The sequence below is a fragment of the Arthrobacter arnarulunnguaqae genome (genome assembly GCF_051262515.1).
In the GTDB taxonomy this organism is placed as follows: Bacteria; Actinomycetota; Actinomycetes; order Actinomycetales; family Micrococcaceae; genus Arthrobacter_N.
The window spans coordinates 41,884-67,762 of the sequence record NZ_JBIMER010000012.1 but is presented as its reverse complement, the minus strand read 5'-3'; the positions used below and the strand labels follow the sequence as shown (position 1 = coordinate 67,762).

At 68.3% G+C, this 25,879-nt stretch carries 25 protein-coding genes; 12 read left to right on the top strand and 13 right to left on the bottom strand.

Going from position 1 to position 25,879, the window contains the following annotated elements; all coding sequences use genetic code 11:
• Window positions 1–74: 74 nt before the first annotated feature.
• From ACHAAJ_RS11595 to ACHAAJ_RS11555, 9 genes are read right to left on the bottom strand one after another with little or no spacing between them, the layout of a single operon-like run.
• Complete coding sequence (locus ACHAAJ_RS11595) at window positions 75–863, bottom strand: SDR family NAD(P)-dependent oxidoreductase (RefSeq protein ID WP_435728299.1); 789 nt, start codon at window positions 861–863, stop codon at window positions 75–77.
• An 11-nt stretch (window positions 864–874) separates the two neighbouring features.
• Complete coding sequence (locus ACHAAJ_RS11590) at window positions 875–1,720, bottom strand: fumarylacetoacetate hydrolase family protein (RefSeq protein WP_435728298.1); 846 nt, start codon at window positions 1,718–1,720, stop codon at window positions 875–877.
• Entirely contained in the window at window positions 1,717–2,901 is a 1,185-nt protein-coding gene (locus ACHAAJ_RS11585; protein ID WP_435728297.1) for a fumarylacetoacetate hydrolase family protein, read from the bottom strand. The genes ACHAAJ_RS11590 and ACHAAJ_RS11585 overlap by 4 nt, the downstream gene beginning before the upstream one ends.
• Window positions 2,901–4,373 carry an aldehyde dehydrogenase (NADP(+)) gene (locus ACHAAJ_RS11580; RefSeq protein ID WP_435728296.1) on the bottom strand — a complete coding sequence of 491 codons (1,473 nt, stop codon included), beginning with the start codon at window positions 4,371–4,373 and terminating at the stop codon, window positions 2,901–2,903. The genes ACHAAJ_RS11585 and ACHAAJ_RS11580 overlap by 1 nt, the downstream gene beginning before the upstream one ends.
• A complete protein-coding gene (locus ACHAAJ_RS11575; RefSeq protein ID WP_435728295.1) occupies window positions 4,370–5,701 on the bottom strand; it encodes an enolase C-terminal domain-like protein in 1,332 nt (443 codons plus the stop codon). Before ACHAAJ_RS11575 ends, ACHAAJ_RS11580 begins: the two co-directional genes overlap by 4 nt.
• A 36-nt stretch (window positions 5,702–5,737) precedes the next feature.
• Complete coding sequence (locus ACHAAJ_RS11570; protein WP_435728294.1) at window positions 5,738–7,018, bottom strand: TRAP transporter large permease; 1,281 nt, start codon at window positions 7,016–7,018, stop codon at window positions 5,738–5,740.
• Between the two features lie 11 nt (window positions 7,019–7,029).
• On the bottom strand, window positions 7,030–7,581 hold the full coding sequence (locus ACHAAJ_RS11565; protein WP_435728293.1) for a TRAP transporter small permease: 552 nt from the start codon (window positions 7,579–7,581) through the stop codon (window positions 7,030–7,032).
• A complete protein-coding gene (locus ACHAAJ_RS11560; protein ID WP_435728292.1) occupies window positions 7,578–8,627 on the bottom strand; it encodes a sialic acid TRAP transporter substrate-binding protein SiaP in 1,050 nt (349 codons plus the stop codon). Before ACHAAJ_RS11560 ends, ACHAAJ_RS11565 begins: the two co-directional genes overlap by 4 nt.
• A gap of 49 nt (window positions 8,628–8,676) precedes the next feature.
• Complete coding sequence (locus tag ACHAAJ_RS11555; RefSeq protein WP_435728291.1) at window positions 8,677–9,738, bottom strand: Ldh family oxidoreductase; 1,062 nt, start codon at window positions 9,736–9,738, stop codon at window positions 8,677–8,679.
• 165 nt (window positions 9,739–9,903) lie between these two features.
• Here ACHAAJ_RS11555 and ACHAAJ_RS11550 point away from each other — a divergent pair, with 165 nt between their 5' ends.
• From ACHAAJ_RS11550 to ACHAAJ_RS11535, 4 genes are all read left to right on the top strand, one after another.
• A complete protein-coding gene (locus ACHAAJ_RS11550) occupies window positions 9,904–10,629 on the top strand; it encodes a GntR family transcriptional regulator (RefSeq protein ID WP_435728290.1) in 726 nt (241 codons plus the stop codon).
• A 345-nt stretch (window positions 10,630–10,974) separates the two neighbouring features.
• Window positions 10,975–11,766, top strand: a complete 792-nt coding sequence (locus ACHAAJ_RS11545) for an MFS transporter (RefSeq protein WP_435728319.1) — start codon at window positions 10,975–10,977, stop codon at window positions 11,764–11,766.
• A gap of 208 nt (window positions 11,767–11,974) precedes the next feature.
• The gene (locus tag ACHAAJ_RS11540) at window positions 11,975–13,570 is read left to right on the top strand and encodes an HNH endonuclease signature motif containing protein (RefSeq protein WP_435728289.1); all 1,596 of its coding nucleotides are present in this window, start codon (window positions 11,975–11,977) and stop codon (window positions 13,568–13,570) included.
• Window positions 13,571–13,840: 270 nt separating this feature from the next.
• Entirely contained in the window at window positions 13,841–14,128 is a 288-nt protein-coding gene (locus ACHAAJ_RS11535) for a hypothetical protein (RefSeq protein WP_435728288.1), read from the top strand.
• A gap of 68 nt (window positions 14,129–14,196) precedes the next feature.
• Here ACHAAJ_RS11535 and ACHAAJ_RS11530 read toward each other — a convergent pair whose 3' ends face one another.
• Window positions 14,197–15,468 carry an alanine racemase gene (locus ACHAAJ_RS11530; RefSeq protein WP_435728287.1) on the bottom strand — a complete coding sequence of 424 codons (1,272 nt, stop codon included), beginning with the start codon at window positions 15,466–15,468 and terminating at the stop codon, window positions 14,197–14,199.
• A gap of 76 nt (window positions 15,469–15,544) precedes the next feature.
• Entirely contained in the window at window positions 15,545–15,748 is a 204-nt protein-coding gene (locus tag ACHAAJ_RS11525) for a hypothetical protein (RefSeq protein ID WP_435728286.1), read from the bottom strand.
• Window positions 15,749–15,962: 214 nt separating this feature from the next.
• On the opposite strand from ACHAAJ_RS11525, the gene ACHAAJ_RS11520 reads away from it, so the two are divergent.
• From ACHAAJ_RS11520 to ACHAAJ_RS11500, 5 genes are all read left to right on the top strand, one after another.
• Window positions 15,963–16,340, top strand: a complete 378-nt coding sequence (locus ACHAAJ_RS11520) for a YidH family protein (RefSeq protein ID WP_435728285.1) — start codon at window positions 15,963–15,965, stop codon at window positions 16,338–16,340.
• Window positions 16,340–16,693 carry a DUF202 domain-containing protein gene (locus ACHAAJ_RS11515; RefSeq protein WP_435728284.1) on the top strand — a complete coding sequence of 118 codons (354 nt, stop codon included), beginning with the start codon at window positions 16,340–16,342 and terminating at the stop codon, window positions 16,691–16,693. Before ACHAAJ_RS11520 ends, ACHAAJ_RS11515 begins: the two co-directional genes overlap by 1 nt.
• A gap of 169 nt (window positions 16,694–16,862) precedes the next feature.
• Complete coding sequence (locus ACHAAJ_RS11510) at window positions 16,863–18,212, top strand: choice-of-anchor B family protein (RefSeq protein WP_435728283.1); 1,350 nt, start codon at window positions 16,863–16,865, stop codon at window positions 18,210–18,212.
• Between the two features lie 257 nt (window positions 18,213–18,469).
• Window positions 18,470–20,371, top strand: a complete 1,902-nt coding sequence (locus ACHAAJ_RS11505; protein WP_435728282.1) for an FAD-binding monooxygenase — start codon at window positions 18,470–18,472, stop codon at window positions 20,369–20,371.
• 83 nt (window positions 20,372–20,454) lie between these two features.
• Window positions 20,455–21,288 carry a hypothetical protein gene (locus tag ACHAAJ_RS11500; protein ID WP_435728281.1) on the top strand — a complete coding sequence of 278 codons (834 nt, stop codon included), beginning with the start codon at window positions 20,455–20,457 and terminating at the stop codon, window positions 21,286–21,288.
• 45 nt (window positions 21,289–21,333) lie between these two features.
• Here the strand turns inward: ACHAAJ_RS11500 and ACHAAJ_RS11495 are convergent, their stop codons facing one another.
• On the bottom strand, window positions 21,334–21,957 hold the full coding sequence (locus ACHAAJ_RS11495; RefSeq protein WP_435728280.1) for an HNH endonuclease family protein: 624 nt from the start codon (window positions 21,955–21,957) through the stop codon (window positions 21,334–21,336).
• 118 nt (window positions 21,958–22,075) lie between these two features.
• Between ACHAAJ_RS11495 and ACHAAJ_RS11490 the strand changes: the two genes are divergently transcribed.
• A complete protein-coding gene (locus tag ACHAAJ_RS11490; RefSeq protein ID WP_435728279.1) occupies window positions 22,076–22,480 on the top strand; it encodes an SRPBCC family protein in 405 nt (134 codons plus the stop codon).
• A 56-nt stretch (window positions 22,481–22,536) separates the two neighbouring features.
• Here the strand turns inward: ACHAAJ_RS11490 and ACHAAJ_RS11485 are convergent, their stop codons facing one another.
• On the bottom strand, window positions 22,537–23,205 hold the full coding sequence (locus tag ACHAAJ_RS11485; RefSeq protein ID WP_435728278.1) for a DNA alkylation repair protein: 669 nt from the start codon (window positions 23,203–23,205) through the stop codon (window positions 22,537–22,539).
• A gap of 125 nt (window positions 23,206–23,330) precedes the next feature.
• On the opposite strand from ACHAAJ_RS11485, the gene ACHAAJ_RS11480 reads away from it, so the two are divergent.
• Complete coding sequence (locus ACHAAJ_RS11480; protein ID WP_435728277.1) at window positions 23,331–23,636, top strand: hypothetical protein; 306 nt, start codon at window positions 23,331–23,333, stop codon at window positions 23,634–23,636.
• Between the two features lie 267 nt (window positions 23,637–23,903).
• On the top strand, window positions 23,904–25,835 hold the full coding sequence (locus ACHAAJ_RS11475) for a purple acid phosphatase family protein (RefSeq protein ID WP_435728276.1): 1,932 nt from the start codon (window positions 23,904–23,906) through the stop codon (window positions 25,833–25,835).
• The last annotated feature ends 44 nt before the right edge of the window (window positions 25,836–25,879 follow it).

Here is a 25,879-nt window from a genome sequence, read left to right as displayed (position 1 = left end):
GCGTCAGCTTGGGGCCTCCCCGCGAACAAGTCAACGCCGCGCGACGTCGCCCGCGGATTGGCAGTGTCCCCATGTCATCCAATGTTTCTGAACGCGGCCAGAGGGCCCACTGGGAGTCGATCCGGCCGTAACCGCAGCCCCTGCATGCCCCCGTCCACCGCCAGTTCCGTGCCCGTCGTCGAACCCGCGAGCGGGCCGGCGAGGTAGGCGACCGCGGCCGCGATCTCCGCCGGGGCGACGAGGCGCCCGTGTGGTTGGCGGGCCTCCAGTGCCGCGCGTTCGGCTGCCGGGTCGTCCGCCTTCGACAAGAGGTTCCCCACCCACGGGGTGTCGGTGGTTCCCGGATTGACGCAGTTCACGCGGATGCCCTCGCGCACGTGGTCCGCAGCCATGTTCAGCGTCAGCGCCCGCACGGCGCCCTTCGTCGCGCCGTAGAGTGCCCGCGCGGGCAACCCGGCCGTGGCCGCGATCGAACCGATATTGACCACCGAAGCCGCCGTCGATCGCCGCAGGTAGGGCAATGCGGCCCGGACGATGCGGACGGCGCCGACGACGTTCACGTCGAAGACCCGGTGCCACTCCTCGTCGGGGTTGTCCGCCACCGTGCCCTGCGCGCCGATACCCGCGTTGTTGACCACGATGTCGATCCCCCCGAACGCATCGGCGGCCTGCTGAACCGCGGCGCGGACCGACGCGTCGTCCGCCACGTCGCAGCGGATCCCCAACACCCCGTCCGGGACCACGTCCGGGTTCAGGTCCAGAGCCGCGACGCGTGCCCCCAGCTCCCGCAGCCGGGCGACCGTCGCCGCGCCGATGCCGGAGGCGCCGCCGGTGACGATCGCGCTCAGTCCCTTTAGTTCCATGGTCGCGCTCCCTATCCGGTGAACCCGTGGCGCTGCCGCCCGAGCCCCTCGATCTCGATGTCCACGACGTCGCCGGGCTTCAGGTAGGGGAAGCGGCCGGACAGCGCCACGCCTTCGGGTGTGCCGGTGCAGATCAGGTCGCCCGGCTCCAGGGCCATGTACTGGCTCAGGTCCCTCACGATGGTCTCGACGTCGAAGATCATGTCCGCCGTTGACGAGTCCTGCCGCGGTTCGCCGTTCACCCAGCTGCGCAGCCGCAGGTTGCCGAAGTCGACCTCGTCGGGCGTCACGAGCAACGGCCCCGTGGGACAGAATCCCGGCGAGCTCTTGCCCTTCGACCACTGGCCGCCGGACACGGCGAGCTGGAAGTCGCGCTCGGACAGGTCGTCGACGACGACGAACCCGGCGATGTGCGCCACGGCGTCGTCCTCGGGCCCGAGGTAGGAAGCGCGCCGGCCGATGACGATGCCGAGCTCCACCTCCCAGTCCGTCTTGGACGCACCGGGGGGAATGGGAACGGCGTCGTCCGGTCCGCCCACCGTGTTCGGATGCTTGTGGAAGATGATCGGGTGGACCGGCGGCTCCGCACCGGATTCGGCCGCGTGGGCCGCGTAGTTCTGGCCCACGCAGACGACGGCGCTCGGCCGAGCGATGGGTGCGCCGAAGCGCACTCCGGCCGGGGCGTCCACCTCGGGTAGCTCCCCACCCTCGAATGCGCTCCGGGCCTTGGCCAGTCCGTCGGCAGCGAGGAAATCGCCGTCGATCCTTTCGGTCAGGCCCCGCAGCGAGTACAAACGGTCGCCGTCCACGACGACAGGTTCCTCGGCGCCGTGGGCGCCGATCTGGGCGAGTCTCACGCGGACACTCCGTTCCGGGCCGGCTCAAGGGTCCGCAGGTAGGCGAACAGGGAACCGAGCCCGAAGGTCCACGGGGCGAGCTCCTCCGTGACGCCGGTCCGGTTGGCGAGGGCACCGAGGTGCCGGCTCCTGATGGTGACCGCGTCCCCCTCCTTGTGGGTGAAGCCGAGGCCGGGGGTGTCCCGGTCCTGGGTGGGCGCGAACAGGGTGCCGGTGAAGAGAACGAACCCGTCCGGGTACTGGTGGTGCGCGCCGTGCGTGGCCTCGACGAGTTCCTCGAACGGGCGGCTGATGCGGCCGAGGTTGTTGCGGCCCTCCAGCCGGTATCCGTCCTCGCCCTGGACCTCCAGGACGATCTCCTCCGTGCGGAGGTCCTCCAGGGTGAACGACGCGTCGAAGAGCCGGATGAACGGACCGACGGCGGCCGAGGCGTTGTTGTCCTTGGCCTTGCCGAGCAGCAGCGCGCTGCGGCCCTCGACGTCCCGCAGGTTGACGTCGTTGCCGAGGGTCGCGCCGCGGACGCGCCCCGTGGAGTCGACGGCCAGCACCAGCTCGGGTTCGGGGTTGTTCCACGAGGAGAAGGTGGGGATGCCGATGTCCGCTCCGAAGCCCACGGCGGAGAGCACGGGCGCCTTGGTGAACACCTCCGGGTCCGGACCCAGGCCGACCTCGAGGTACTGCGACCACATGGACTCGGCGATCAGGACCTCCTTGGCCTGGCGCGCCGCCTCGGAACCCGGCTTCAGCGACGTGATGCTGCCGCCAAGGGCCTCGCCGACCGTGCGCCGCACCTCGGCGGCGCGGTTGAAGTCGCCGCCGCAGCGCTCCTCGATGACGCGCTCGACCATGCTTTCGACGAACGTCACGCCGCAGGCCTTCACGACCTGCAGGTCGATCGGCGCCAACAAGTGGGCGCGCCCGGAATCTCGCTCCCACGAGGCGCCGACGAGCTCGGCGAGCGTCCAGCGGACCACGCCGTCGGCCGAGGCCACGGCTCCCGCCGGGTCCGCCGACTCCAGCAGCTCGGACACCGTCAGGAACGTGCCGGTCAGGTCGACGACGTCGTCGCCGCGGACCGCAACCACCCGCGGCCCGCCCGACTCCGGGTCCCAGACGCGGCCCACCAGCGTGGCCCGTTCCGCCTCGGTGGGCAGGATGTGGATGGTTTTCTCGACGGCCATCAGTTGTTGCCTCCTTTCGGGCTCGGCTGCCATTCGCCGTCGACCCGGCGGATGATGCCCCACGGGTTCCCGTCGCGCAGCGCGGGGGGCAGCTGGCCAGGCGGGAAGGAGTCGAAGGCGACCGGGCGCATAAAGCGGCCGACGGCGGCGGTGCCCACCGATGTGGTGCCGGACGTCGTGGCCGGGTAGGGGCCACCGTGCTGCTGCGCGTAGGTGACGGTGACGCCGGTCGGCCAGCCGTTCCACAGAACGCGGCCGGCCTTCTCGCGCAGAACCGTCACGAGCGCCTCCACGTCCTCGTCGGGTTCCGCCTGGAGGGTCGCGGTGAGCTGCCCATCCAGCAAGGACGCCAGTTCAGCGAGATCCGTGCCGCGCTGATACCTGATGACGAGCGTTGCCGGCCCGAACATCTCCTGTTCGAGGACGCCCGGGTTGCGTCGGACGTCGTCGGCCGTGGTGGTGAACACCGTCGGCCGCGGCGCCTCGTCGGCCGTCCCCTCGACGAGCACCCGCACCCCGTCCGCGGCGCGCACCTCGGCGACGGCGCCGTCGTACCCCTCGCGCAGTCGCGGGCTCAGCAACGGCGCCGACGGCGTATCCGCGAGGCTTCCGCCGAGCAGGTCGGCGAGTTCGCCGGTGTCCTCCGCCGGAGCGAATAGGAGCCCCGGTTTGGTGCAGAACTGTCCCATGCCCATCGTGAACGATGCGGCGTACCCGGAGAGGATGTCCTCCTTGCGCCCGTCCCACGCCCGCTCTGTCACGAAGACGGGGTTGATGCTGCCCAACTCCCCGTAGAACGGGATGGGCGTCGGCCGTGCGCAGGCCTTGTTGAACAGGGCACGCCCGCCGGACGTCGACCCGGTGAACCCGACGGCCTTGACGAGCGGATGCTCAACCAGTGTCTCCGCAGCCTCGCGCCCGAGGATGGTGGCGAAAAGGCCGGCCGGCGCCCCTGCCGCGGCGAGGGCCTCCTCCGCGATATCCCCGGTGCGCAGGCCCAACTCGGTGTGCCCGCCGTGGATCTTGTGCACGACGGCGCAGCCTGCCGCGAGCGCCGACGCGGTGTCGCCCCCCACCACGCTGAAGGCGAAGGGGAAGTTCGAGGCCCCGAAGACGCCGACGACGCCGAGCGGAACGTTGACGCGGCGGATGTCCGGCCGCGGGCCCATGCCCCAGTCTTGGTCGGCGTGGTCGATCGTGGCCTGCAGGTTCTCGCCGCGGACCACCTCGTCCGCCAGCAGGCGGAGCTGGAACACGGTCCGCTTGAGCTCGCCGCGCAGCCGGGGTTCGGCCAGGTGCGTCTCCCTCTGGGCGATCCCGACCAGTTCGTCCCCGTTCGCCTCGACCGCCGCGGCGACGGCCTCGAGCCACCCCGCGCGCGTCCTCGGTTCGGCGTCCCGGGACGCCTCGTAGGCGGTGTGGGCCGCGGTGATCAGTTCCCCGGCGCGGGCTGCGGTGGTGTCGGCGCTCATCGGTTGGCTCCCGTTCCGGTGACCGCGGCGCGGTCGCCGATGCCGATCCATCCGGCGCCCCGGGGGAAGGTCCACTGTTCGCGGGATTCCACGAGCATCTCCGCGCCGGTCCCCGGTTTCCGCGGGGCCAGGTAGCGGCCGCCCTCGACGCGGACGGGCTCGACGAAGTGCTCGTGGAGGTGGTCCACGAACTCGATCATGCGGTTGTCCATGGTGCCCGTGACGGCCGCGTAATCGAAGAAGGAGAAGTGCTGCACCAGCTCGCAGAGGCCGACGCCGCCGGCGTGAGGACAGACCGGAGTGTCGAAGCGCGCAGCCAGCAACACGTTCGCCAGGTTCTCGTTGACTCCGGCTACGCGGGTGGAATCGATCTGCATCACGTCGATGGAGCCGGCCTGCAGCATCTGCTTGAAGACGATGCGGTTGGCGACGGCCTCCCCGGTCGCGACCTTCACCGGCGCTACGGCCTTGCGGATCTCCGCGTGTCCGAGGATGTCGTCCGTGCTGGTGGGCTCTTCGATCCACCAGGGATTGAACTCGGCCAGCGCGTTGACCCAGTCGATGGATTCCTGCACCTCCCAGCGCTGGTTCGCGTCGATGGCGATCTTGACGTCGGTTCCCACCGCCTCGCGCGCCAGTCGCATGCGGCGGCGGTCTTCCTCCAGGCTGCCGCCGACCTTGAGCTTGATCAGTCCGAAGCCGTCGGCGACGGCCTCCTTGCTCAGGCGGACGAGCTTCTCGTCGCTGTAGCCGAGCCAGCCCGGCGTCGTGGTGTAGGCGGGGTAGCCGGACGCCTGCAGTTCGGCGATGCGCTCCGCCTTGCCCACATCTCCGCGGCGCAGGAGGTCGAGTGCGTCGCCGGGGGTCAGCGCGTTCTGGATGTGGGTGAAGTCGATCGCGTTGACGATCTCCTCGGCCGGCATTTCGCTCAGCAGCAGCCACAAGGGCTTGCCCTCGCGCTTGGCGCGGACGTCCCAGAGGGCGTTGACCAGCGCACCGGCGGCCATGTGGGAGACGCCCTTCTCGGGGCCGAGCCACCGGAGCTGGGAGTCGTGCACCAGCCGGCGCGAGGCGGCGCCGAGGTCGCCGACCAGCTCGTCGAGGTCCCGGCCGACCAGCAGCTGGCCGTAGGACTCGATGGCCGCCGTGACGACCTCGTTGCCGCGGCCGCAGGTGAACACGAAGCCGTGGCCCGATTCGTCGTCGGTGTTGATGGTGACGTAGGCGGCGGAGTAGTCCGGGTCGACGTTGACGGCGTCCGAGCCGTCGAGGTCCAACGAGGTCGGGAAGCGGATGTCTTCGGTCTTGACCGAGGTGATTCTGGGCATCGTGGTGGTGCCTTCCTGTGATGAGTTTTGTGGTGGTTAGACGAAGCCGAGCAGCGACGGCAACCAAAGGCTGAGCGCCGGGACGAAGGTGATGACGAGCAGCGTCACGAGCATGGGGATGAAGAAGGGAAGCACGCCCTTGATCACGGTCGGAACCGGGATGTTGGTCACGCTCGAGAGCACGAACAACACCAGTCCGACCGGTGGGGTCAGCAGCCCAATGAGGAGGTTGAAGATAACGACGACGCCGAAGTGGACCGGGCTGAGGCCGAAAGTCTCCGCCACGGGCCCCAGGACGGGCACGAGGATGAGGATGGCCGCCGTCGGTTCCAGCACGGTGCCGATGATCAGCAGCAGCACGTTGACCAGGATGAGGAAGACGATTGGGTGGTTGGTGAAGTTCAGGATGAAGTCGGCGGCCAATTGCGGCGCCTGCTCGCGGGCCAGAACCCATCCGAACAGCGCGGCTGCGGCGACGATGAGCAGCACGGAGCCGGAGGTTTCCACGGAGCCGAGAAGGATCCGGTAGGTCTTCCGCCAGGTCAGCGACCCGTAGATGAGGGCCAGAATGAAGATGTAGAGGACGCCGATGCCCGAGGCCTCGGTGGGGGTGAAGATCCCACTGAGGATTCCGCCGAGGACGACGACGCCGGCGCCGAAGGCCGGCAGAGCGCCGATCAGGGAACGCCCGCGTTCGCCCCACGATGACTTGTCCATCTTGAGGTGGTGCTGCTTCCGTGTCAGCCACCAGACCATGCCGACGAGGCAGAGGATGAGGACCAGCGCGGGGATAATGCCGGCCATGAAAAGTGCGCCGACCGAGACCCCAGCGGTGACCGCGTAGATGATGGCCGGGATGCTCGGCGGGATCATTGGGGCGATGAGGGAGGAGGCGCCCGTGATGCCGAGGCTGAACTCATCGCTGTAGCCGCGCTTCCTCATCGCCGGCACCTGGATCTTGCCCATGGCCGCGGCGTCGGCGATCGCGGCCCCACTCATCCACGAAAAGCCGAAGCTCGTGGCGATGTTGACGTAGCCGAGACTGCCGCGGATGTGGCCGAGGAAGGCCACCGCCGTCGTGTACAGCCGGTCGGAGACGCCCGAGATGTTGGCGACGTTTCCGAGCAGGATGAACAGCGGAACCGCGAGGATCGCGAAGCTGTTGACCCCCGACGTCGTCTGCTGCACGGCAATGCCGAGCGAAGCAGTCGGATCCATGATGACGTACACAAGCGAGGGAACCAGCAGGGCGATCGCCACCGGCACCCGCAGCGCGAGCAGAAGCAGGAGGCCGACAAGCATAAGTGTCAGTGTCATAGCGGTCCCCCTTAGAAGGCTTCTTTTTCGAGGTTTTCCATGGCACCCGGGACTTGGTCCGGATGCCTGGCGTTGACGTAGGTGTTCAGCAGGCCGTGCAGGAAGATCAGGGCGAACCCGAGCGCGGCGGCCGCGTACACCAGGCTCATGGGCAGGTCCGTCGCCGGGGCGTTGAGCCTGGCGGCCCCCACCGCGAACAGCGTTCCCGCCCAGGCCATGGCCCCCGAGACGGCCAGCACCACCAGCATGGCGAAGGAGTCCATCACGATGGCTCCTCGTTTGCCGAGCTTCGCCGCCACGAGGTCGACCGTGACGTGCAGCCGCCGCGCCATCACGAAGCCGGCCGAGATGAAGGTCAGCCACACGAGCGCGAAGCGGGCGAGCTCCTCGGTCCAGGTGAACGGCGCGTTGAAGAGATAGCGGCTGGCCACCTGGACGAGCACGAGGACCAGTGTCGCCACCAGGAATCCCGAGGCGGCCACGCGTTCAATGTTGACCAGGTGGCGGATCAGCCGGCTCTTGGACTCCAGGAAGTCCGGCTCGTCGGGGTGCTGTGGGATCACTTGGCGGCCTGGATTTCCTTGTAGAGGTCACCCCAGGAAACCTCGGACGGCAGCATCTCGCCGGCACGCTTGGCGAACTCCTCGCGGTCCACGTCCTCGTTGACCTTGATGCCGTCGCCGGACTTCCACTCCTCGAGCACATCCTTCTCCTGCGTTTCGACGCACTCCCGCACGCTCACCGCGGCCGCCTCCATGGCACCCTCCAGGGCGGTGCGCTGGCCCTCGTCGAGGGACTCGAAGAGGGCGGACCCGGTGACGACGTTGACGCCCTGGATCATGTGGCCGGTCAGGTTGATGTATTCCTGGACCTCGTGGAACTTGGCGGTGTTGATCGTCGGAATCGGGTTCTCCTGCGCGTCGATGACGCCCTGCTGGAGCGCCAGGTAGACCTCGTCGAGGGCCATCGGCGTCGCCGTTCCGCCCATGATCTTCGTGTTGGTCAGGTACAGCGGCGCGTCGGGCGTCCGGATCTTGATGCCGGCCATGTCCTCGGGGCCGTTGATTTCCTTGTTGGCGGTGACGTGGCGCGTGCCGTAGTACCAACCAGCGAGAACCTTGATGCCGGCGTCGGCCTCCATGTCGTCGTAGACGCCCTGCATGAGGGGGCCCTCGATGGTCTCCACGAAGTGGTCGACGTCCTCGAAGAGGTAAGCGCCGTCGAGGACGGCCGCCGGTTCGTGCCACACACCGAGGAACGAGGGGCCGGCGACGGCCATGTCGAGCCCGCCGGAAGCCACCTGCTCCAGCGACTCGGCCTCGCTGCCCAGCTGCGCTGCCGGGTAGCTCTCGACGGTGATTCCGCTTCCGTCAAGCTCCTCCTTGATGGTTTTGACACCGCAGCTCTCGACAGGGTGCGCCGCCTCGTAGACGTGCGCAAGGCGCAGGACCTTGTCGTCACTGTTGCCGGCCTGTGCGGCGTCGGTGTCCACGGGTCCGCCGACGCCGCAGCTGGCGAGCATCAGCGCGGCCGTTGCGGCCACGGACAGCTTGACGGCGGTGGAGACGTACTTGGCGGATGGCGACTTGGCGTTCTGTGGGTTGTTCACGGTGTTCTCCTTCGAACTTCGTTGGGTGCGTTGGTGTGTGGTCGTGGGTCTATGCGGTGTGCGCGGCGCTGCGCCCGGGGGCTCGTGCCCCGAGCCGTTCGGCGAGCGCGTCCAGCAGGCCGGAGGTGGACGCGGCGAGGGCGACGTCGTGCCGGTTCCCCTCAGCACGCAGGTGTTCGGGATCGCCTGGCGCCAGCACTTCGGCGCCGTGGGCACCGGCCGAGCGGATGCGCTCCTGCAGCTGTGCGACCCGTCCCTCCGTGTGTTTCCTGCCTGCGAAGGCGCCGGTGTCGAGCGCGATGAGCAGGTGTCCGGTGTTCATCCTGGAGGCCGGGTTGGACCAGATGTCCTCGGTTTCGTGGGCGTAGGTTCCGGTGCCGAGCGAGGCCGACACGGCCTCCAGCAGCGCCGAGACCGCCGATCCCTTGTGCCCGCCGAAGGGAATCAGGGCTCCGGCCATCGCGGCGTTGGGGTCGGTCGTCGGCTCGCCGTCCGGGCCCACGGCCCAGCCCTCGGGGATCGGGGTTCCCTCGTTCCGTGCGGCGATGATCTTCCCGTAGGCGCCGGTGCTGGTGGCCAGGTCCGCTGTCAGCGGATGCGTGTCCGAGCTGGGTGCCGCGATCGTCAGCGGGTTGGTGCCGAAGATCTTCTCGATGCCACCGTACGGGGCAACGATCGGTCCCGTTGTGGACGTGAGGATGGCGACCATCCCCTCGGCGGCCAGCTGGTCGGTCCAGAAGGCGCCGGCTCCGTAGTGGCTGCTGCCCTGTACGGCCACGGCACTCAAGCCCCGGTCGGTGGTGTTCGATATGGCGTAATCGACAGCGGCCTGCATCGCGACTTGCCCCAAGGCGCCGTCGGCGTCAAGCAGTGCCGCCGACCCCGTGTCGCCGACCATGCGAATCCTCGGGTGGGGATTGATGCCACCCTGCTCGATGGCCGCCACATAGAGGGACAGGCGCAGAAGCCCGTGGGAACTGACGCCGCGCACGTCCGCCTCGACGAGTGACGTTGCGGTGAGGTCCGCGTCCCGGGCGGGAACGTCGACGCGCTGGAGCACTTCGGACGCAAAGCGGATCAGGTCCGCGGTGGGGTAGGTCTGCTGCGACAAAATGTGCCCTTCGTTACATTGAATATAGGATTGATGAAAACCCTATATGATTCTTGGAGCATTGCAAGAGGGTTTGGAAATCAATCCCTCGGGGTCATTTCCGCCACACGGAGGCCCGCACTCTCGTAGAGTTCAGGTTCAGGACCGTGGAACAAAGGGGTACACGTGGATGAGGAACGGGCCACCGCTCGGGCGAAGCTGTCGACCGGCGAGGTGTACGAGGAGCTGCGCGCGCAGATCCTCGCCAACCGGATACCGCCGGGGACGCGGGTGAACATCGAAGCCGTTTCCCGGAGTCTTGGGGTCTCCCCGACACCGGTGCGCGAAGCCCTCCACAGGTTGCAGGGGGACAACCTCGTGGTGGCCACGTCTGGCCGCGGTTACAGCACCACGGCACTCCTGGATCTTGCCGGACTCCGCGAGCTATTCGAGTTCCGGCTGCTGGTTGAACCATGGGCGGCGCGATCCGTCGCCGTCGATCGCCTGGACAACCCGGCGCGCAGGTTGGCGAGGGAACTCGACGAGTTCGAGGCGCATGTCGGTGACGTAGCGGACATCCGCAGCGGCCTCGTCGGACACGACGCGCGGTTCCACGACCTGATCCTCTCGGCCACGGGCAACCGCGTGGTCCAAGGTGCCTACGCCCAAACGCACTGCCATTTGCACATGTTCAGGCTCTACCCGGCGGACATCGGCGGCGAGATCACCCACGCAGAGCACCGCGCAGTCTGGGAGGCCATCAGGGACTGCGATGCGGGACAGGCCGAAGAGGCCATGCGTCAGCACCTGACGCAGGCCTTCATGCGATTCGCCCAGGCGTTCGAAGAGGGCCAACCCCACGGGCTCCAAATGCGCCAGCCCCCTTCCGCGCGCACCCGAATGTCCTCCTGAGAGGGACGGCTGGATGCAACTGCCTGGGGGCTGATTCCAAGGCGGCACCATCGACCCCGCCGGGCATCGTCCAAGCCCGCGCGGTCCATGGGTGCCGACGCTACCGTCGTCCGATTGCCTCCGTGGTGCCCCTCCGGCGCGAACCTCAACCCGTGCCTACGCGTCCGGCGCCGCGCGCTGCATCGGCGCCACGCTCTCACCCCAGTTCCGACGTCGCGAAGTCGCGCAGCGCACGCACCTTGGCATTCCCGAGCGATCATGCTCATCGCCCTCGAGCAGGCCCCGGGCGGCAAGCGCGGCTTCGCGGCCGGCTTCGCCAACATGTGAGCTCCCGCCGGCGCGGCCCTGGCCACCCTGGCCATGTCCGCGGCCACGCTGCTGCCGGACGAGCAGTTCCTCGCCTGGGGTTGGCGGATCCCCTTCCTGATCAGCGCAGTGCTTGTGGCCATCGCCCTGGTGATCCGGCTCAAGATCTCCGAGAGCCCGCTGTTCCAGAAACTGGACCACGAGGCTGAAAAGCGCCGCCTGCCGATCCTCGAGGTGTTTGGCCGCCACCCGCGCCAGCTCGCCCTCGGCACCTTGGCCGGCGTCGCGCAGTTCACCATGGCCGGCATGGTCACCGTCTGGGCCGTCAGCGAGGCCGTGTCCCACGGCGCGGACAAGACCGGCGTGCTCAACGCCAAGGCCCTGGCCGCCGTCGCGATGCTCGGCGCCACCATCGTCAGCGCGCGGCTGTGCGACAGGTACGGCCGCAAGAAGATCCTCCTGGCGGGCATGGTCGCCGGCATGGCCGCGGCCTTCCCGATCCTGCATCTGGTGGGCACCGGCACCGTCTCCGGGTACGCCACGACGGTCATCCTGGGACAGGCCATCCAAGGCTTCATGTTCGGCCCGCTCGCCGCCTTCATCGCCGAGATGTTCCCGACCCGCGTTCGCTACACCGGCTCGTCGATCGCCTACCAGGCGTCCTCGACGATCGGCGCCGGTTTCACGCCGATGATCGCGGCCGGCATCATGGCTGCGACGGCGGGCACGATCGCCCTCGGCGGCCTCTGGGTTGGCGTGCTGGCTGTCTGCGCGGTCGCCGTGATGCTCGCACCCGAGGGACGCGACCGGGACCTCGCCACCATCAAATAACCAACGTTCGACGCCGTTGGCCCGCCGCGATATCGCGGCGGGCCCGCGGCGCTGGGTCGCCTTGGCCGAGGGCGTCCGACCGCTTTGGCGGGGCGTGGGCGACGCACACCAACCCTCCCCAGGGAGCCAGCCTCGCGCGAGCACGGGAAGTTGTCCCCAATATCTGGATCCCCGCCAAATTGTCGGTATCAAGTTCTAGAGTTTATACATGGACGCGAACGAAGATTCGATCAGGGTTGGCGGGTGGATCCTCACCCCCGACCCTGACGCGCGCACCAGGAATGCGGGAACCAAGTTCGAGCAGGCCGAGCAACTCCGCCGCTTTGCCGAAGCCCGAACGCATGAGGCCATGATCCGCCTACACGACGATGCCCAGCGGAAGGCGCCCCCGCGCCTCGACGTTCTGGACTCCAATCCCGGCATGTCCATCTCCGCCCGCACCGGGAACCTCGTCACGCACATGGGATTCGAGGCTGCGGTCGAACACATCGCCATAGTCCAATCGGTCTCGGCCGGGACCGCCGAACGGCTCCTCAATCGGGCGGAAACCCTTGCCACGGACCTCCCCGAAGTACTCGAGGCCCTCGCGGCCGGTTCCATCGGCGGGTCACATGTGGACGCCATCGCCGATCAGGCACTCCGCATCACCCCGCGGGCCATTCCGGCACCCGATGCGTCCGATCAGGCCGCCGTCGAGACCTGGGTGCGCGCCGTCTCCGCCGAAGAACGTGCCGCCAAGGCAAGCCGCAACGAACTCGGGCTCAAGCTCCTGACGTATGCCGACGGACGGAACCCAGCTTCCATACGCGCCAAGGGAAAATACCTGCTGGAGCAGTACGATCCGGAATCGTTCTCCAAGCGCTCGAAGAAGGCCCTCGAGGGGCGGTTCTTCCGCATCGAACCCGGCGGCGACGGCCTGGCCTATCTGACCGTCGCGCTGGAAGCGGCGAAGGCGGAGGCCATCTACGATCGCGTGCACAACCAGGCTCAAGTCCTCAAGAAGAACGCCCGGGAACTGGCCGGCGGTGCGGCCGAAGACGGAGACGACCCGACCGAAGTCCGCACCATGGATCAGTTGCGCACCGATGTCTTCAGTGACCACATGCTCGCCGGCCCCGACGGCTCTGGGCTTGAGAACGTCCAACCACATGTCACCATCACCGTTCCGGCAACCCTACTGCCCGGTCTCCGCGCCGACAACCAGAATGCTGGCAACGAAAATGACGACAACCAGCCTGCCGATCGAAATGCTGGCGGTATGCATTCCAGCGGACAGCGTACAGGCGGCCTCGGCAGCGTTCCGCTCCCTCCAGGAGCCGCTGTGCCCACCGCGCAACGGCTCGGCGCGATCGACGAGGAATCCGCCGCGATGCTGCTGGCCCAGGCCCCCTCATGGTGGCGGATCCTGACGGATCCGTTCGACGGCGCCATCATCGATTGGGCGCACGAGCGCTACCGTCCCACGCCAGCACAACGCCGAGCGCTGACCCACCGCGACCATACCTGCCGCACGCCGGGCTGCAACCGGCCCGCAGTCTGGTGCGAACCGGACCACACCGTCGAATGGCAGCACGGCGGGACCACAGATCTGAATAACCTTGCCTTGCTATGCAAGCGATGTCACCGCCTTAAATCCCTCGGCATTCTCACCATGGAGCAACTCCCGAACGGGACCCTGTTGGTCTCCACCCTCTGGAACACCGCCCGGAAGTCCACACCCGAGGCCCCTTGGGCAAATCCAACGGGCGCTGCCGAGTACCTGGCGAAAGCCTCCGACCCCGCGGTGAAGGCCTCACCGGGCTGAGACGATCCTCGCCGCGGCACCGAGCCTGTCGGCAGGGACGAGCCGAATGCCGGTGGCCACCGCGATGCCACGGAGGACTCGTGGGATCCCTGGGACGCCCCCGCCTCGCAGCCCGATCCGGAAACCATCGAGCACTCGAACGCCGAGCTGATCGCGTGGGCCGAGAAGAACCTCGAATGGCCGTCCGCCGACGCCGATGAGGCCCTCGCGTCACTGCGCCGGCGCGACGAACTCGCGCGCACCCAGGAATACATCGACGCCCAACGGCAGGTGGACATCGATTCCTACGAATCACTTGGTGGCGACGACTACCCCTGGCTCATGGCCGAGCTGTACATCAGCGACCACACCCCGGAGCAGGATCCCTCGAAGCCCCGCCGCAGCACCGCACGCCACGTGAATCCTTCCCGACCCCGCATCCGGGCCATGCGGAAACGCCAGCCGTTGTTGTCGGCGGACGGCGGAACCCCTCGGGCATCCACACACCGCGCGACCGCACACCGCGTGAACGCCGAAGGCGTGGCGCCTCCCCCGGACGACGACCCGCCGCCCTTCTGAATCGGCCCACCACCCTTGGGGTACGGCCCATCGTCCGACGGACCTCCACGCGGGATCTAACGCCGAGCCTAGAAGTACGTCTGGACCAGTTCCACGACGTCCTCCGAGCCGAACTCGGCCACGACCGGGATGATCCGCCACTTGTCGAAGGTGGTGCAGGGGTGGGATAGGCCGAGCCAAACCAGCGTCCCGACCTCCAGCTGGTCGTCCTCCGCCCCGCGGACGAAGGTGTGCTGATCGGCCAGTTGTGTGGTCCTGTGCGCGAGCGTCGCGGGGCCGGACCCAGCGCGTGCCAGCGGAACGGGCAGGTCCTCGTCGTAGGGGAAGTCGCGCTTGCCGCCGTCGAGCAGCGAAAGCCCGGGTTCGGGATGGGAGATGACGCGCGCAAGGCCCCGCGCGGCCGGCCTCAGCGCGTCCGCGGGTCCGGCGACGGCCGCGTCCAGCGGCGAGACGGACTGGTAGAAGCCCTCGTCGTGCGTGATGTACGCGCCGGACCGGAGAACCCACCGGGTGTTCCGCGCCGCGGCCATCGCCGGCGCCAGGATCTCGGCGACGACGTCGAAGAACGCGCTCCCGCCGATCGTCACCAGCATCTCCGCGTCCCCGAACCTGCCGGCGAGCGCACCGTGGAACTCGACGACGGATTCCAGGTAGCGCCGCACGCGCGAGACGCCCTCCGCCGACCGATCGTGCGCCAGGGTGCCCTCGTAGGCGGCGATGCCGGCCAGCCGCAGATGGCTGGAGCGCTCGATCCGGTCAGCGATGGCAACCGCCTCGGCGACCGTGCGGACGCCGGTGCGCCCGTTGTCCGCCCAGCCAAGGTCCACGCACACGTTCAGCGGACGGTGCGCCTGAGCCCCGGCGAGCGCCTCGTCCATCGCCTCCACACCGGCCACCGAATCCGCCCAACAATGGAACTCGAAATCCGGATCCGCCAGCTCGCCCGCGATATAGCGCAGCGCATCCGGGAAGACGAGTTCGTTGGCCAACATGATCGAATCGAACCCGAAGCCGCGCGCGGCCCGCACCTGCCCCATGGTCGCCAGGGTGATCCCCGTGGCGCCCGCCTCCAACTGCCGGCGCCAGAGCAGCGGCGCCATCGTCGTCTTTCCGTGGGGCATGAGCTCGAAGCCATGCCCGGCGCACCAGTCCGCCAGGACGGACACGTTGTGCCTGAGTCGGGAGTCGTCCAGCACCACCAGCGGCGTCCAGAACTCGGACAGCTTCGGTCCGGTGGCCAGGAACTCGCCCACCGTCAGGCCGACGGCCCGCTGCGGCAGCCCCTTGTCCTCGGGGCGGATGCGGGCGTTCTTCAGTTCGTCGAGGGACGGCAACAACATGGACGGATTCCTCACCATTGGGCGCACGGGCGTCTGCTCATCGGTTTTTGCGGAATCTACCGCCCCACGTGTCCTTTTACAACGGGGCGCCGTCCTGGCGCCGCACGGCGTAGTCGCCCTCGTTGACCAGCCGGCGGTTGCCGCCCGCATCCAGAACCCAGAGCACCCCCATGGCGAGGTCGATCTGCTGCACGGTCCCGACCACGGTCGGCACCGAGTACCCGCTGGCGATGACGGTGTCCCCCACGTCCAGCGCGGTGAAGCCTGTTTCTGTTTCCATCGGACGGTCCCCTCTTCGATTGTGGTCCGCCGGACCGCCCGGAGGCGCCGCCGGAACCGGTGTCCCCAGTCTTCAGGAACCCCCACCGTCCCGACGTGTGGACGGCGTTAACTCCACGTGAATTCCAGCACGCCGCACGGGTGGCATCGCGCCGCGGGTAGCATCGATTCGGGTGCCGCGAACAGGGCGCCCGGCACCGAGAGGCGGGAACCCGATGGCGGAGAACAGCGAACGCGGCTGGCTGGCGGGCCGGTTGCTGCCGGGAGGAGCCGAGCCGGACCCGCGCTTCACCCTCGCGAACGAGCGCACCTTCCTCGCCTGGATCAGGACCTCGCTGGCGTTCCTCGCCGGCGGCATCGCGCTGGAGGCGTTCGCGGCCGAACTGTTCGCCGCCCCCCTGCGCCAGGGACTCTCGATCGGGATCATCTGCATCGGCATGCTGATCAGCCTGGGCGCGGCCTTCCGCTGGCTCCGCGTCGAGGCGAGCATGCGCCACGGCCGCCCGCTCCCCCTCCCGCTGATCGTACCGTTGCTGGGGATCGGCGGGGCGCTGGCGGCCGGCGTCGTCGTCGTGCTGGTGGCTCTGGACTGATGGCGCGGCCCGCACGACGCCGGCGCCCGTCCCCGCGGCCCCGCCTCCACGACGACCCCGGGCTCCAACCCGAGCGCACGGTCATGGCGTGGGGCCGGACCATGATGGCCCTGTTCGTCGCCAGCGCGGTGTTCATCCGCTGGCTGCCCTACTACGGATGGTGGATGGTGGCCCTGATCGCGGTCTCCGGGGCCACCGCGCTGGGCATCTACCTCACCCAGCGGCGCCGCTACGACGCGCAGTCGCGCGGCATCGCCGCGGGCCGAATCCGGGCCGACGCCGGTGCCGCCGCCTGGACGACGGCGGCGGTTCTGGTGCTGGGCGCGCTGGGGATAGCCGTCGTCGCGCTGTAATTTATGCACGTTCCGTCACGGCGCTGATCTTTTCGCGCATTCATGTGACTGGCTTCACAAAAGGTGATAAATGTCGGTAGGCTCACGACATCCAATTCACCCGACGGGCCGCACCCTGCGCAGCTATCCTCCGCAGTCGACGGCCGGTCACCCCCTGTGGAGGTACAACATGGTTCGCAAGACTCGCCTAATAGGTGCCGCCGTGATGGCCGCGGCATTGGCCGTCGGCACCGGCGGCGCGGTGGCAACGGCGCACGACGACGGCAAGGGCAACGTGCACAGCCCGTCGATGGACGCCCAGGAGTTCGAGTTCGAGAACGTCGCCGCGGCCAAGGCCAACGAGAAGGGTTCCGCACCCGGCAGCTTCGCGCCCTGCATCAACGGCATGGCCGCCAAAACGTTCCCCTGCGACGGCGTGGACATGATGAGCCACCTCACCCGCGCGGACCTGGGCCTGAGCTTCGTCAACGACATCTGGGGCTGGACGGACGGCGAGACCGGCAAGGAATACGCGATCGTGGGCGGCGTCGAGGGCACCGCGTTCGTGGACATCACCGACCCGATGCGTCCCAAGGTCCGCGGCCTGCTCCCCACCCACTCCACGGCCGGCAACCAGGTGTGGCGGGACATGAAGGTGGCCAACGACCACGTCTACGTGGTCTCCGAACACACCGACCACGGCCTGCAGGTCTTCGACCTGACGGAGTTGCGCGGGACGACCGGCGAGGACGCGGTCTTCGGCGAGACGGCGCACTACGCGGCATTCGGAGCGGCGCACAACGTCAACATCAACGAGGACTCCGGCTTCGCCTACGTGATCGGCTCCGGGACCTGCGAGGGCGGCCTCCACATGGTTGACATCAACGACCCGGCCAACCCCGCCTTCGCGGGCTGCTACGACGAATCCGGCTACATCCACGACACCCAGTGCGTCATGTACGACGGTCCGGACGCCCGCTACACGGACCGCGAGATCTGCGTGAACTCCAACGCCGAGCGCACCGCCGAGGGCCTGGAGAACACGGTCACCATCTCCGACGTGACGGACAAGGCCAGCCCCGTCACCCTCTCCCGCACGTTCTATCCGAACGACGGCTACAGCCACCAGGGCTGGCTCACCGAAGACCAGGGCTATTTCCTGCACGGCGACGAGCTGGACGAGGTCTACAACGGCATCAACACCTCCACCCGCATCTGGGACGTCCGCGACCTCGAAAGCCCCGAGCTGATCGGCACCCACGACAACGGCACGGCGTCGATCGACCACAACCTCTACACCAAGGGGGACAAGGTCTTCGCGTCCAACTACACCTCCGGTTTGCGCGTCTTGGATTCCAGCAATGTGGCCGACGGCGAGCTGAGCGAAGTCGGCTACTTCGACGTCTACCCGGAGAACGACAACGCCACGTTCGAGGGCGGAAGCTGGAGCAACTACCCGTACTTCGACGACGTGGTCGCGGTCGGCAGCATGGAGCGTGGGCTGTTCATCCTCAAGCCGCGCGGCGATACGCGCCCGTAGCGCCGGCCCCCACGCCGCACCAGGCCGCTCCACAACAATCGGCTCCACAAGGCGGCTCCCCCGCCGGTCTCCTCCCGAGGATTCCGGCCGGGGAGCCGCCCGTGCGCGAACGCCGGGGCGCGTCGCCACAACCACTTGTTACCTGGGTCATACGTGCCGTACCCTTTTATCAACACGCTGCTGTTCGATTATTGAATGTCAAGTTCTAATATAGAACACATGACGACGGCATAGACACAACGAAGTGAGGACCCACCGTGCAGTTCCACCACCACGGCTACGTATCCGGTGACCCGAAGGTCCAGCCGGCCGCCGGTGTCGGAATCGACCGCCCCGAGGAGCTCCCGGAGGAAGTCGACGTCCTGATCGTCGGCTCCGGCCCCGCGGGCATGCTCACCGCGGCCCAACTCTCGCAGTTCCCCGGCATCACCACCCGCATCGTCGAGCGCCGCCCCGGCCGCCTCGAGATCGGCCAGGCGGACGGCATCCAGGCCCGCAGCGTGGAGACGTTCCAGGCGTTCGGCTTCGCCGAGGCGATCACGGCGGAGGCCTACCGGATCACCGAGATGGCGTTCTGGCGCCCCGACACGGAGCACCCGGAGAACATTATCCGCGGCGGCCGTGCCCTGGACGACACCACCGGCATCAGCGAGTTCCCGCACCTGATCGTCAACCAGGCGCGCGTGCTGGACTACTTCGCCGAGGTCGCCGCGAAGTCCCCCACCCGCCTGACGCCGGACTACGGCCTGGAGTTCGTCGGCCTCGAGGCCGCCGACTCGGGCGAGTACCCGGTCACCGTCACGCTCGCCGAGACGTCCGGCCCGCGCGCAGGGGCCGAACGCACCGTCAGGGCCAAGTACGTCGTCGGCTGCGACGGCGCGCGCAGCAAGGTCCGCGCGGCGATCGGCTGCACCATGGCCGGCGACCAGGCCAACCACGCGTGGGGCGTCATGGACGTCCTCGCCGAGACGGACTTCCCGGACATCCGCCTAAAGTGCGCCATCCAATCGCACGACGGCGGCTCCATCCTCCTCATCCCGCGCGAGGGCGGCTACCTGTTCCGCATGTACGTGGACCTCGGCGTCGTGCCCGAGGGCGACGCCGGCGCGGTCCGCAAGACCAGCATCGAGCAGATCGCCGCGAAGGCGAACGCCATCATGCACCCCTACACGGTCGACGTGCGCAACGTCGCCTGGCACAGCGTGTACGAGGTCGGGCACCGCCTCACGGACCGGTTCGACGACGTGGTCGCCGCCGACCGCGGCACCCGCACCCCGCGCGTGTTCATCACGGGCGACGCCTGCCACACGCACTCCGCCAAGGCCGGCCAGGGCATGAACGTGTCCATGCAGGACGGGTTCAACATCGGTTGGAAGCTGGCCCACGTGCTGGAGGGCCGCAGCCCCGAGTCGCTGCTGGACACGTACTCCGGCGAGCGCCAGGTGGTCGCCCAAAACCTGATCGACTTCGACAAGGAGTGGTCGACCCTCATGGCGAAGAAGCCGGAGGAGTTCGAGAACCCGTCGGACCTCGAGGACTTCTACGTGTCCACCGCCGAGTTCCCGGCCGGGTTCATGACCCAGTACACGCCGTCGATGCTGGTCGCCGAGCCGGTCCACCAGGACCTGGCGACGGGTTTCCCCCTCGGAAAGCGCTTCAAGTCCGCCCCGGTCGCGCGCGTCTGCGACACCAACCCGTTGCAGCTGGGCCACCAGGCGAAGGCGGACGGCCGCTGGCGCATCTACGTGTTCGCTGATCCCGCCGCGGCGGGCGCCCCCTCCCCCACCACGGACCTCGCCGAGTGGCTCGCCACCGCGCCGGAGTCGCCGCTGGCGGCAACGCCGGCGGGCGCGGACCCGAACGCCTGGTTCGACGTCAAGGTCGTCTACCAGCAGGACCACACGGCAATCGACCTGGGCGCGGTCCCGCGGACGTTCAAGCCGCAGGTCGGCCCGTTCCGGCTCACGGACTACGAGAACGTCTTCGGCACCGTCCCGACGGAGGACATCTTCGAGCTGCGCGGACTGGACCGCGCCGGCGTCGTCGTGGTGGTCCGCCCGGACCAGTACGTCGCGAACGTCCTGCCGCTGACCGCGCCCGACGAGCTCGCGGGCTTCTTCGCGGGCCTGTCCACGGATCGCAAGCGCCAGGACGCCTGACCAAAGAGACAGTACGACGGCGGGGACGCGCCGCCGTCGTCCGGTTCTTCGTGGGACCGTGGCGGCCGATGGAGAATCGAAGGATGACCACCTCCTTGGACCGACGGCAGGCCCGCGACACGCTGCGCTACCTCCGGCTGATGCTGCTGGTCATCCCGCTGCTGCTCGCCGTCGCCATCGTGATCTACGCGGCGTGGACCGGAACCATCGAGGATTCCATCAGCTCCTACTACCTCGGTCCGGCGCGGGACCTGTTCGTGGCGATGCTCGTCGCGACCGGCGTCCTCATGGTGGTCTACAAGGGATCCTCGCCGCTGGAGGACCACGCGCTGAACTTCGCCGGGTTCTACGCGGTGTTCGTCGCGGTCGTTCCCACCAGGCTCGGCAAGACGCTCGACGCCCTCGCGCCCGCCGAGCGAACGGAGCTGGTCCGCTCCATCCAGGTCGCCGTCGTCGCGGTCCTGGTGGTCGCCGCCGTCTTCGTGTGGATCGATCGGCGGACCACCGATTGGGCGCCGCGGATGCTCTTCCGGAACACCTGGTCGCGGATCCTGACGGTCGCCAGCTTCGCGCTGCTCGCGGGGTTCCTGTTCCTGCTGGTCTGGCGCACGGCGGAGGGCGCGGACTTCGCGGGCGTGCACCTCGCATCGACTCTGTTGATGATCGCCAGCATGTGGCTCGCCATCGCCAGCCATGTGGGTTCCGGCCGCCTCAACGCGAGCGACACCAGCGGAGGGCACCGTCTACGCTACGCGTCGCTGCTGGTCCTGATGCTCGTGGGACTCGCGGCGTGGCCGGTCCTCCTCGGCGTCGGATTCCGGCAGGCGCTCTTCGTGGTCGAGTGGTTCGAGATCCTGGTCTTCTCGTGCTTCTGGTTCCTCGAAACCAGGAGGACGTGGCACGCCGAGGTGGCGTAGCGGCGCGGACGGCCCCGGGGGACGCCCCCGACGCGACTTAGAGCTTTAGCGCTTGGTGACGGTGAGCGCCATCGCCGGGCAGGAGTCCGCGTAGCGGATCAGTGCGGCACGCTCCGTCTTGTCCACCTTCAGGCCCCAGCGGATCTTCACGGCTACCCAGTCCGCCACGTACTTGCAGCGGTTCTTCGGCGGCATCCACGCCTCCGGCCCCTTGGCCTGCTTAGAGGAGTTCAGCGCGGAGGTCTGGGCGTTGAGCGCGCGGCCGTCGCCGAGGTCGTTGTAGAACGCGACGCGGCGGGCCTGCGTCCAGTTCCGCGCGCCGGAGCCCCACGCCTCGTGGACCGGAACGTGGTGGTCGATCTGCACGGTGGACGCGTAGTAGTGCGTGCGGTTGTCCCAGGTGGTCACCCACTTGCCCTTGCTCACGGTGCAACCCCGGGAGCTGAAGGTGGCGCGGACCTTCGACTCCTGGACCAGGACCTCGGCCCGGGTGTTCTGGCAGTCCCGGTTCAGGTCCTTCCACGTGCCGAAGTAGCGGTCGCGGTCGTAGCCCGTGTTGCCTTCGACGGCGACGGGCAGCGCCCGGGCGGCCGAGCGGAGCGAGCCCTTGTAGACGGTGGCGGCCTCCGCTGGCACGGCGAATCCGGCCAGCACAAAAAGGGCAGCCATTACGGCAGCGAGTAGTTTCCCCAACATCGAAAGTCCCCCAACTAGAGCATCCCCAAATGCACGATGTGTGCAGTCCCACAATACAGTCTCCCGCGCCGGTGTAAGGCGTACGACGGCGATGCCGGCTCCGCGCGCCCGGGTAAGCTCGCACCAAACCCTTTCCGGCGCCGAATCCGTGCAGTTGCTTAGCGAAGGACCCTACGGGGAGGGGACCCGCTGGAAGGAGACCCGCACGATGATGGGCCGGTCGGAAACCGTGGAGATGTCCGTCGCGCAGTCCGATCCGCCACGCAGCACCACGGTCAAGGCCCTCCAGCACGGTGCCGACTACACCACGCGCTTCACCTTGGCGGAGCGCGACGGTGGAACGGACCTGACGGTGACCTTCGGCGCGGAAGTCGTGCAACCCGCCCTGATCAGCCGCGTCGCCTCGGCGTTGTTCGGCAAGATCGGGCTAGTGGTGGCCCGAAAGGCGCTGGCCAAGGACCTTTTGGAGATCGCCGCCAAGGCGGAGTCGCCCTAGTCGAGAGCAAACGCGAGAGCCCTCTGCGCCCTGGACGTCTGGCCGCGCTCCCCCGGTCAGCCTTCCCTGCGCCGCACGATCTCGTTGATCCAAGCCGGCGCGAACGGGGACGTGCAGTTCGGCGGCGTCGGGTAGTCCTTGAGCACTTCGAGGCGTTCGCCGATGTCGAGCGCGCGGGCGCGGTGTTCGGGGTGTTCGATCCCGATGAACGCGAGCGTATGGTTCATGCCCCACTGCAACCGTTCCGGGGCGTCTCCCATGTGCGCCTCGATGGTGTCCAGCAGACCGGGCAGGTCCAGCCCCTCGGGCTTCTTCGCCACGCGCTCGCTGGTCAGCGCCCAGCCGGCGCTCGCGACCACCGGGTCCGGGTCGTGCATCCAGGCCACGCGGAGCTCTTCGGCATGCGGGCCCTTCTTGACCACGTAGTTCACCAGCCAATCGTGCACCTTGGGCGAGCCTGCCTCGCGCAGCATCGAGTCGAGCTCGTCGCGGGAGAAGGCCTTCGGCTTGCAGATCAGCAGCGCCAAGAGGCGGGCGGCGGTGTCTCCCGTGGCCCAGAGCTCGACGGCGAGTTCCTGCTGTTTCTTCAGCCGCTTAGCGATCTCGCGGAGCTTGGTCAGGTTCACCCCATGGTCGTCGCCGTGCTTCTCGTTGACCGCCCGCATCCGCGGGTCCTCGAGTTCGGCCAGTTCGGCCATCAGTTCCGCGACAGTCGTCCCTGACATGGCTCTCCTCTTTGTTATGGGCGTGGGTCCAGCCTACGGCCGAGTCGGGAAGCAATGGCTTTAGACTTTGAACACCACCGCCGTTCGGGCGGTTCAGCGCATCATTCTCACCGGGGGTAAGTCTCATGTCTCAGCAGCCATACCAGCAGCAGCCCAACGGCTACGGCACGCAATACGTCCAGAATTCGCCGGCCCAGTTGCAGGGCGGCCGCGATGCGCAGACCGCGCTGATCTGCGGCATCATCGGGCTGTTCTTCTTCGGCATCGTCCTGGGGCCCATCGCCATCGTGAAGGCCAACGCCGCCGAGCGGAACAACGTACCGGCAACGGCCGGGAAGGTCCTCGGCTGGATCAGCACCATCTTCGGTGTCCTGAGCATCATCATCTTCATTTTCATGATGATCGGCATGGCAGGCATGGCCGGCATTTAATACGCTTCGTCGAACCTAGCTGCCCTCCCTCTCGTTTCGCCGAAGGTAGATGTCTGTTTTCGCTGGAATCCCGACATCTGCCTTCGTCGAAACGGCAGGGGTGGGCGTTTGGTCTTGTCGAAACGGGAGCGGGCACCCATCGTTCGGAGCCCGCGTTCACCCCACATTCCCGCCTAATCCACCATCCGGCCATCCTCTCCGGAGATGATCGGTGCCGTGAGCGCACGTCCCCACGCGCACCGCACCGAATCCTGAGAAGAGCACCCCATGAACAAGCGCAACGCCACCCGCCTGGCCGCCGCCGCCGTCCTCCCCGCGATCGTCCTGCCGCTGGCCGCGGCCCCCGCGGCCCAGGCCACGCCCGCACCGTCCGGCGCCGCCGTCGTCCTCCCCGCCGCCGCGAAGGCCCCGGAGCCCGGCTTCCGCGTCCTTCCGTACCTGCAGGCGCCGACATCGACCTCGATGACCATCAACTGGATCTCCGAGACGGCCGCCGCCGGCACCGCCATAGTCAAGGGTCCGGGACTGGGCAACCCGCGGGGCCGGGGAGCGGGCAACACGGCCCGGCTGACCAGCGCGCCGGAGTACCTGGAGCTCATGGAGTACACCGATAAGGAACTCGCCCAGGAGATTCCCGGGCTGGAGCAGGGATCGTGGCTGAAGTCCAACTCCAACTACAGGCACTCCGTCACGCTCGAGGGCCTCAAACCGGGCAAGCGGTACACCTACACGGTGACCCAGGACGGTCGGGAACACGCCGCGTCGTTCCGCACCGCGCCGAAGGCCGACGACTGGGAGAACGTGCGGATCGTCGCGATGTCAGACTCCGAAACCGAGCCCCGTGGCCGCACCGAGCACCGCGAGTGGGAGCTCTCCCCCGTCAACGGCTACGCCCCGGGCTCCCAGCCCCGCCCCGGCACCGATTCCGCGTACGCCGCGAAATTCGGCACCACCACGCGGTACGGACAGCCCACCCTGCGCTACCCGCTGGACCAGTCCACCGCGTTCAACGAGAACCTCGCCCACGTCGACGCCGCCGATCCGGACCTGGTGATGATGGCCGGGGACCTGACCCAGGGCTCGGGCTACCAGCCGGCCTGGGACGAGTTCTTCGGGCACGTCGCCGGCGAGCACTCGGACCTCGCCTCCCGCGTGCCGCTGCTGCCCGCGCTCGGCAACTGGGAAACCTACGCCGCGCTCAACGGCGGCTACGGAACCGACGCCGACCGCACCCCCGCGGTCATCTCCCGCAACCGCTTCCTGGACTACTTCTCCCTGCCGGAGGATCCGGCGAACCCGCAGCACAAGGGCTCCTACTACCGCGTGGACCACGGCCCGGTGACCGTCCTGACGCTGGACTCCACCAACGGCCGCCCGGATGAGGACACGAAGACCGGCACGTTCTCGGGTGAGGTCTTCTCCGGCGACGACACCAACCTCACCTCCGCGAACCTGTCCACGGACACGCAGGGCGAGTTCACCTTCGATTCCTACGTGCGCGGCTTCCTGTCCCTGTTCCCGGGCTCCACCGAGGAGGACGTGGACCTGCCGAACATGGACGTCGCGTCCGCGCAGTGGGCGTGGGCCGAGGAGCAGCTCGCCGACGCGCGGGCCAACGGGCGGATCGTCCTGGTGCAGTTCCACCATTCCGCCTACTCCAACGGCGTCCACGGCACGCCCCCGAACCACGAGCACGCCGACAATCAGTCAGGTACTGCGATGCGCGCCTACTCCCCCATGTTCGAGGAACACGGCGTCGCCGCCGTCATCGCCGGGCACGACGAGATGTTCGAGCGCTCCTGGGTGGACGCGGACGGCGATGGCCGCGGCTTCCACTCCTACGACGTCGGCGTGGCCGGCGACGGACTGCGCGGGGAACAGCTCGTGACGAACGACGCCGGGGAGTACGAGCCGCTGCGCTTCAACACTCACTCCGAATGGTCCGCCCCCGCCAACCAGCCCGAGACCTGGGCCGACGACGCCAACGGCGTGCCCCAGCTCGTCTCCGGCGGCCTGCACTACGGCCACCTCCAGATCGACGTCACCAACACCGCCGCCGGCGCCGAACTCGAGCTCACCCCGGTCCACGTCTTCCCGGTCCTGGACTCGGACTACGAGCTGGTGGAAACCGAACGGCGCGAGTACGACGACGTCGTGCGGCTCGCGGTCGACGCGCACGGCGCGCCGCTGGAGCGGTAGGCGACGGCCGCAGCCGTGTCGGGATACATGTCGGAAAGCGTGAA

Excerpts from the sequence above, each read along its gene's own strand:
- ACHAAJ_RS11595 (WP_435728299.1), bottom strand. The coding sequence starts at position 863 with ATGGAACTAAAGGGACTGAGCGCGATCGTCACCGGCGGCGCCTCCGGC.
- ACHAAJ_RS11475 (WP_435728276.1), top strand. The coding sequence starts at position 23,904 with ATGAACAAGCGCAACGCCACCCGCCTGGCCGCCGCCGCCGTCCTCCCC.
- ACHAAJ_RS11580 (WP_435728296.1), bottom strand. The coding sequence starts at position 4,373 with ATGAGCGCCGACACCACCGCAGCCCGCGCCGGGGAACTGATCACCGCG.
- ACHAAJ_RS11515 (WP_435728284.1), top strand. The coding sequence starts at position 16,340 with ATGGCGCGGCCCGCACGACGCCGGCGCCCGTCCCCGCGGCCCCGCCTC.
- ACHAAJ_RS11520 (WP_435728285.1), top strand. The coding sequence starts at position 15,963 with ATGGCGGAGAACAGCGAACGCGGCTGGCTGGCGGGCCGGTTGCTGCCG.
- ACHAAJ_RS11480 (WP_435728277.1), top strand. The coding sequence starts at position 23,331 with ATGTCTCAGCAGCCATACCAGCAGCAGCCCAACGGCTACGGCACGCAA.
- ACHAAJ_RS11585 (WP_435728297.1), bottom strand. The coding sequence starts at position 2,901 with ATGGCCGTCGAGAAAACCATCCACATCCTGCCCACCGAGGCGGAACGG.
- ACHAAJ_RS11525 (WP_435728286.1), bottom strand. The coding sequence starts at position 15,748 with ATGGAAACAGAAACAGGCTTCACCGCGCTGGACGTGGGGGACACCGTC.
- ACHAAJ_RS11485 (WP_435728278.1), bottom strand. The coding sequence starts at position 23,205 with ATGTCAGGGACGACTGTCGCGGAACTGATGGCCGAACTGGCCGAACTC.
- ACHAAJ_RS11495 (WP_435728280.1), bottom strand. The coding sequence starts at position 21,957 with ATGGCTGCCCTTTTTGTGCTGGCCGGATTCGCCGTGCCAGCGGAGGCC.
- ACHAAJ_RS11490 (WP_435728279.1), top strand. The coding sequence starts at position 22,076 with ATGCCGGCTCCGCGCGCCCGGGTAAGCTCGCACCAAACCCTTTCCGGC.
- ACHAAJ_RS11510 (WP_435728283.1), top strand. The coding sequence starts at position 16,863 with ATGGTTCGCAAGACTCGCCTAATAGGTGCCGCCGTGATGGCCGCGGCA.
- ACHAAJ_RS11575 (WP_435728295.1), bottom strand. The coding sequence starts at position 5,701 with ATGCCCAGAATCACCTCGGTCAAGACCGAAGACATCCGCTTCCCGACC.
- ACHAAJ_RS11540 (WP_435728289.1), top strand. The coding sequence starts at position 11,975 with ATGGACGCGAACGAAGATTCGATCAGGGTTGGCGGGTGGATCCTCACC.
- ACHAAJ_RS11500 (WP_435728281.1), top strand. The coding sequence starts at position 20,455 with ATGACCACCTCCTTGGACCGACGGCAGGCCCGCGACACGCTGCGCTAC.
- ACHAAJ_RS11570 (WP_435728294.1), bottom strand. The coding sequence starts at position 7,018 with ATGACACTGACACTTATGCTTGTCGGCCTCCTGCTTCTGCTCGCGCTG.
- ACHAAJ_RS11530 (WP_435728287.1), bottom strand. The coding sequence starts at position 15,468 with ATGTTGTTGCCGTCCCTCGACGAACTGAAGAACGCCCGCATCCGCCCC.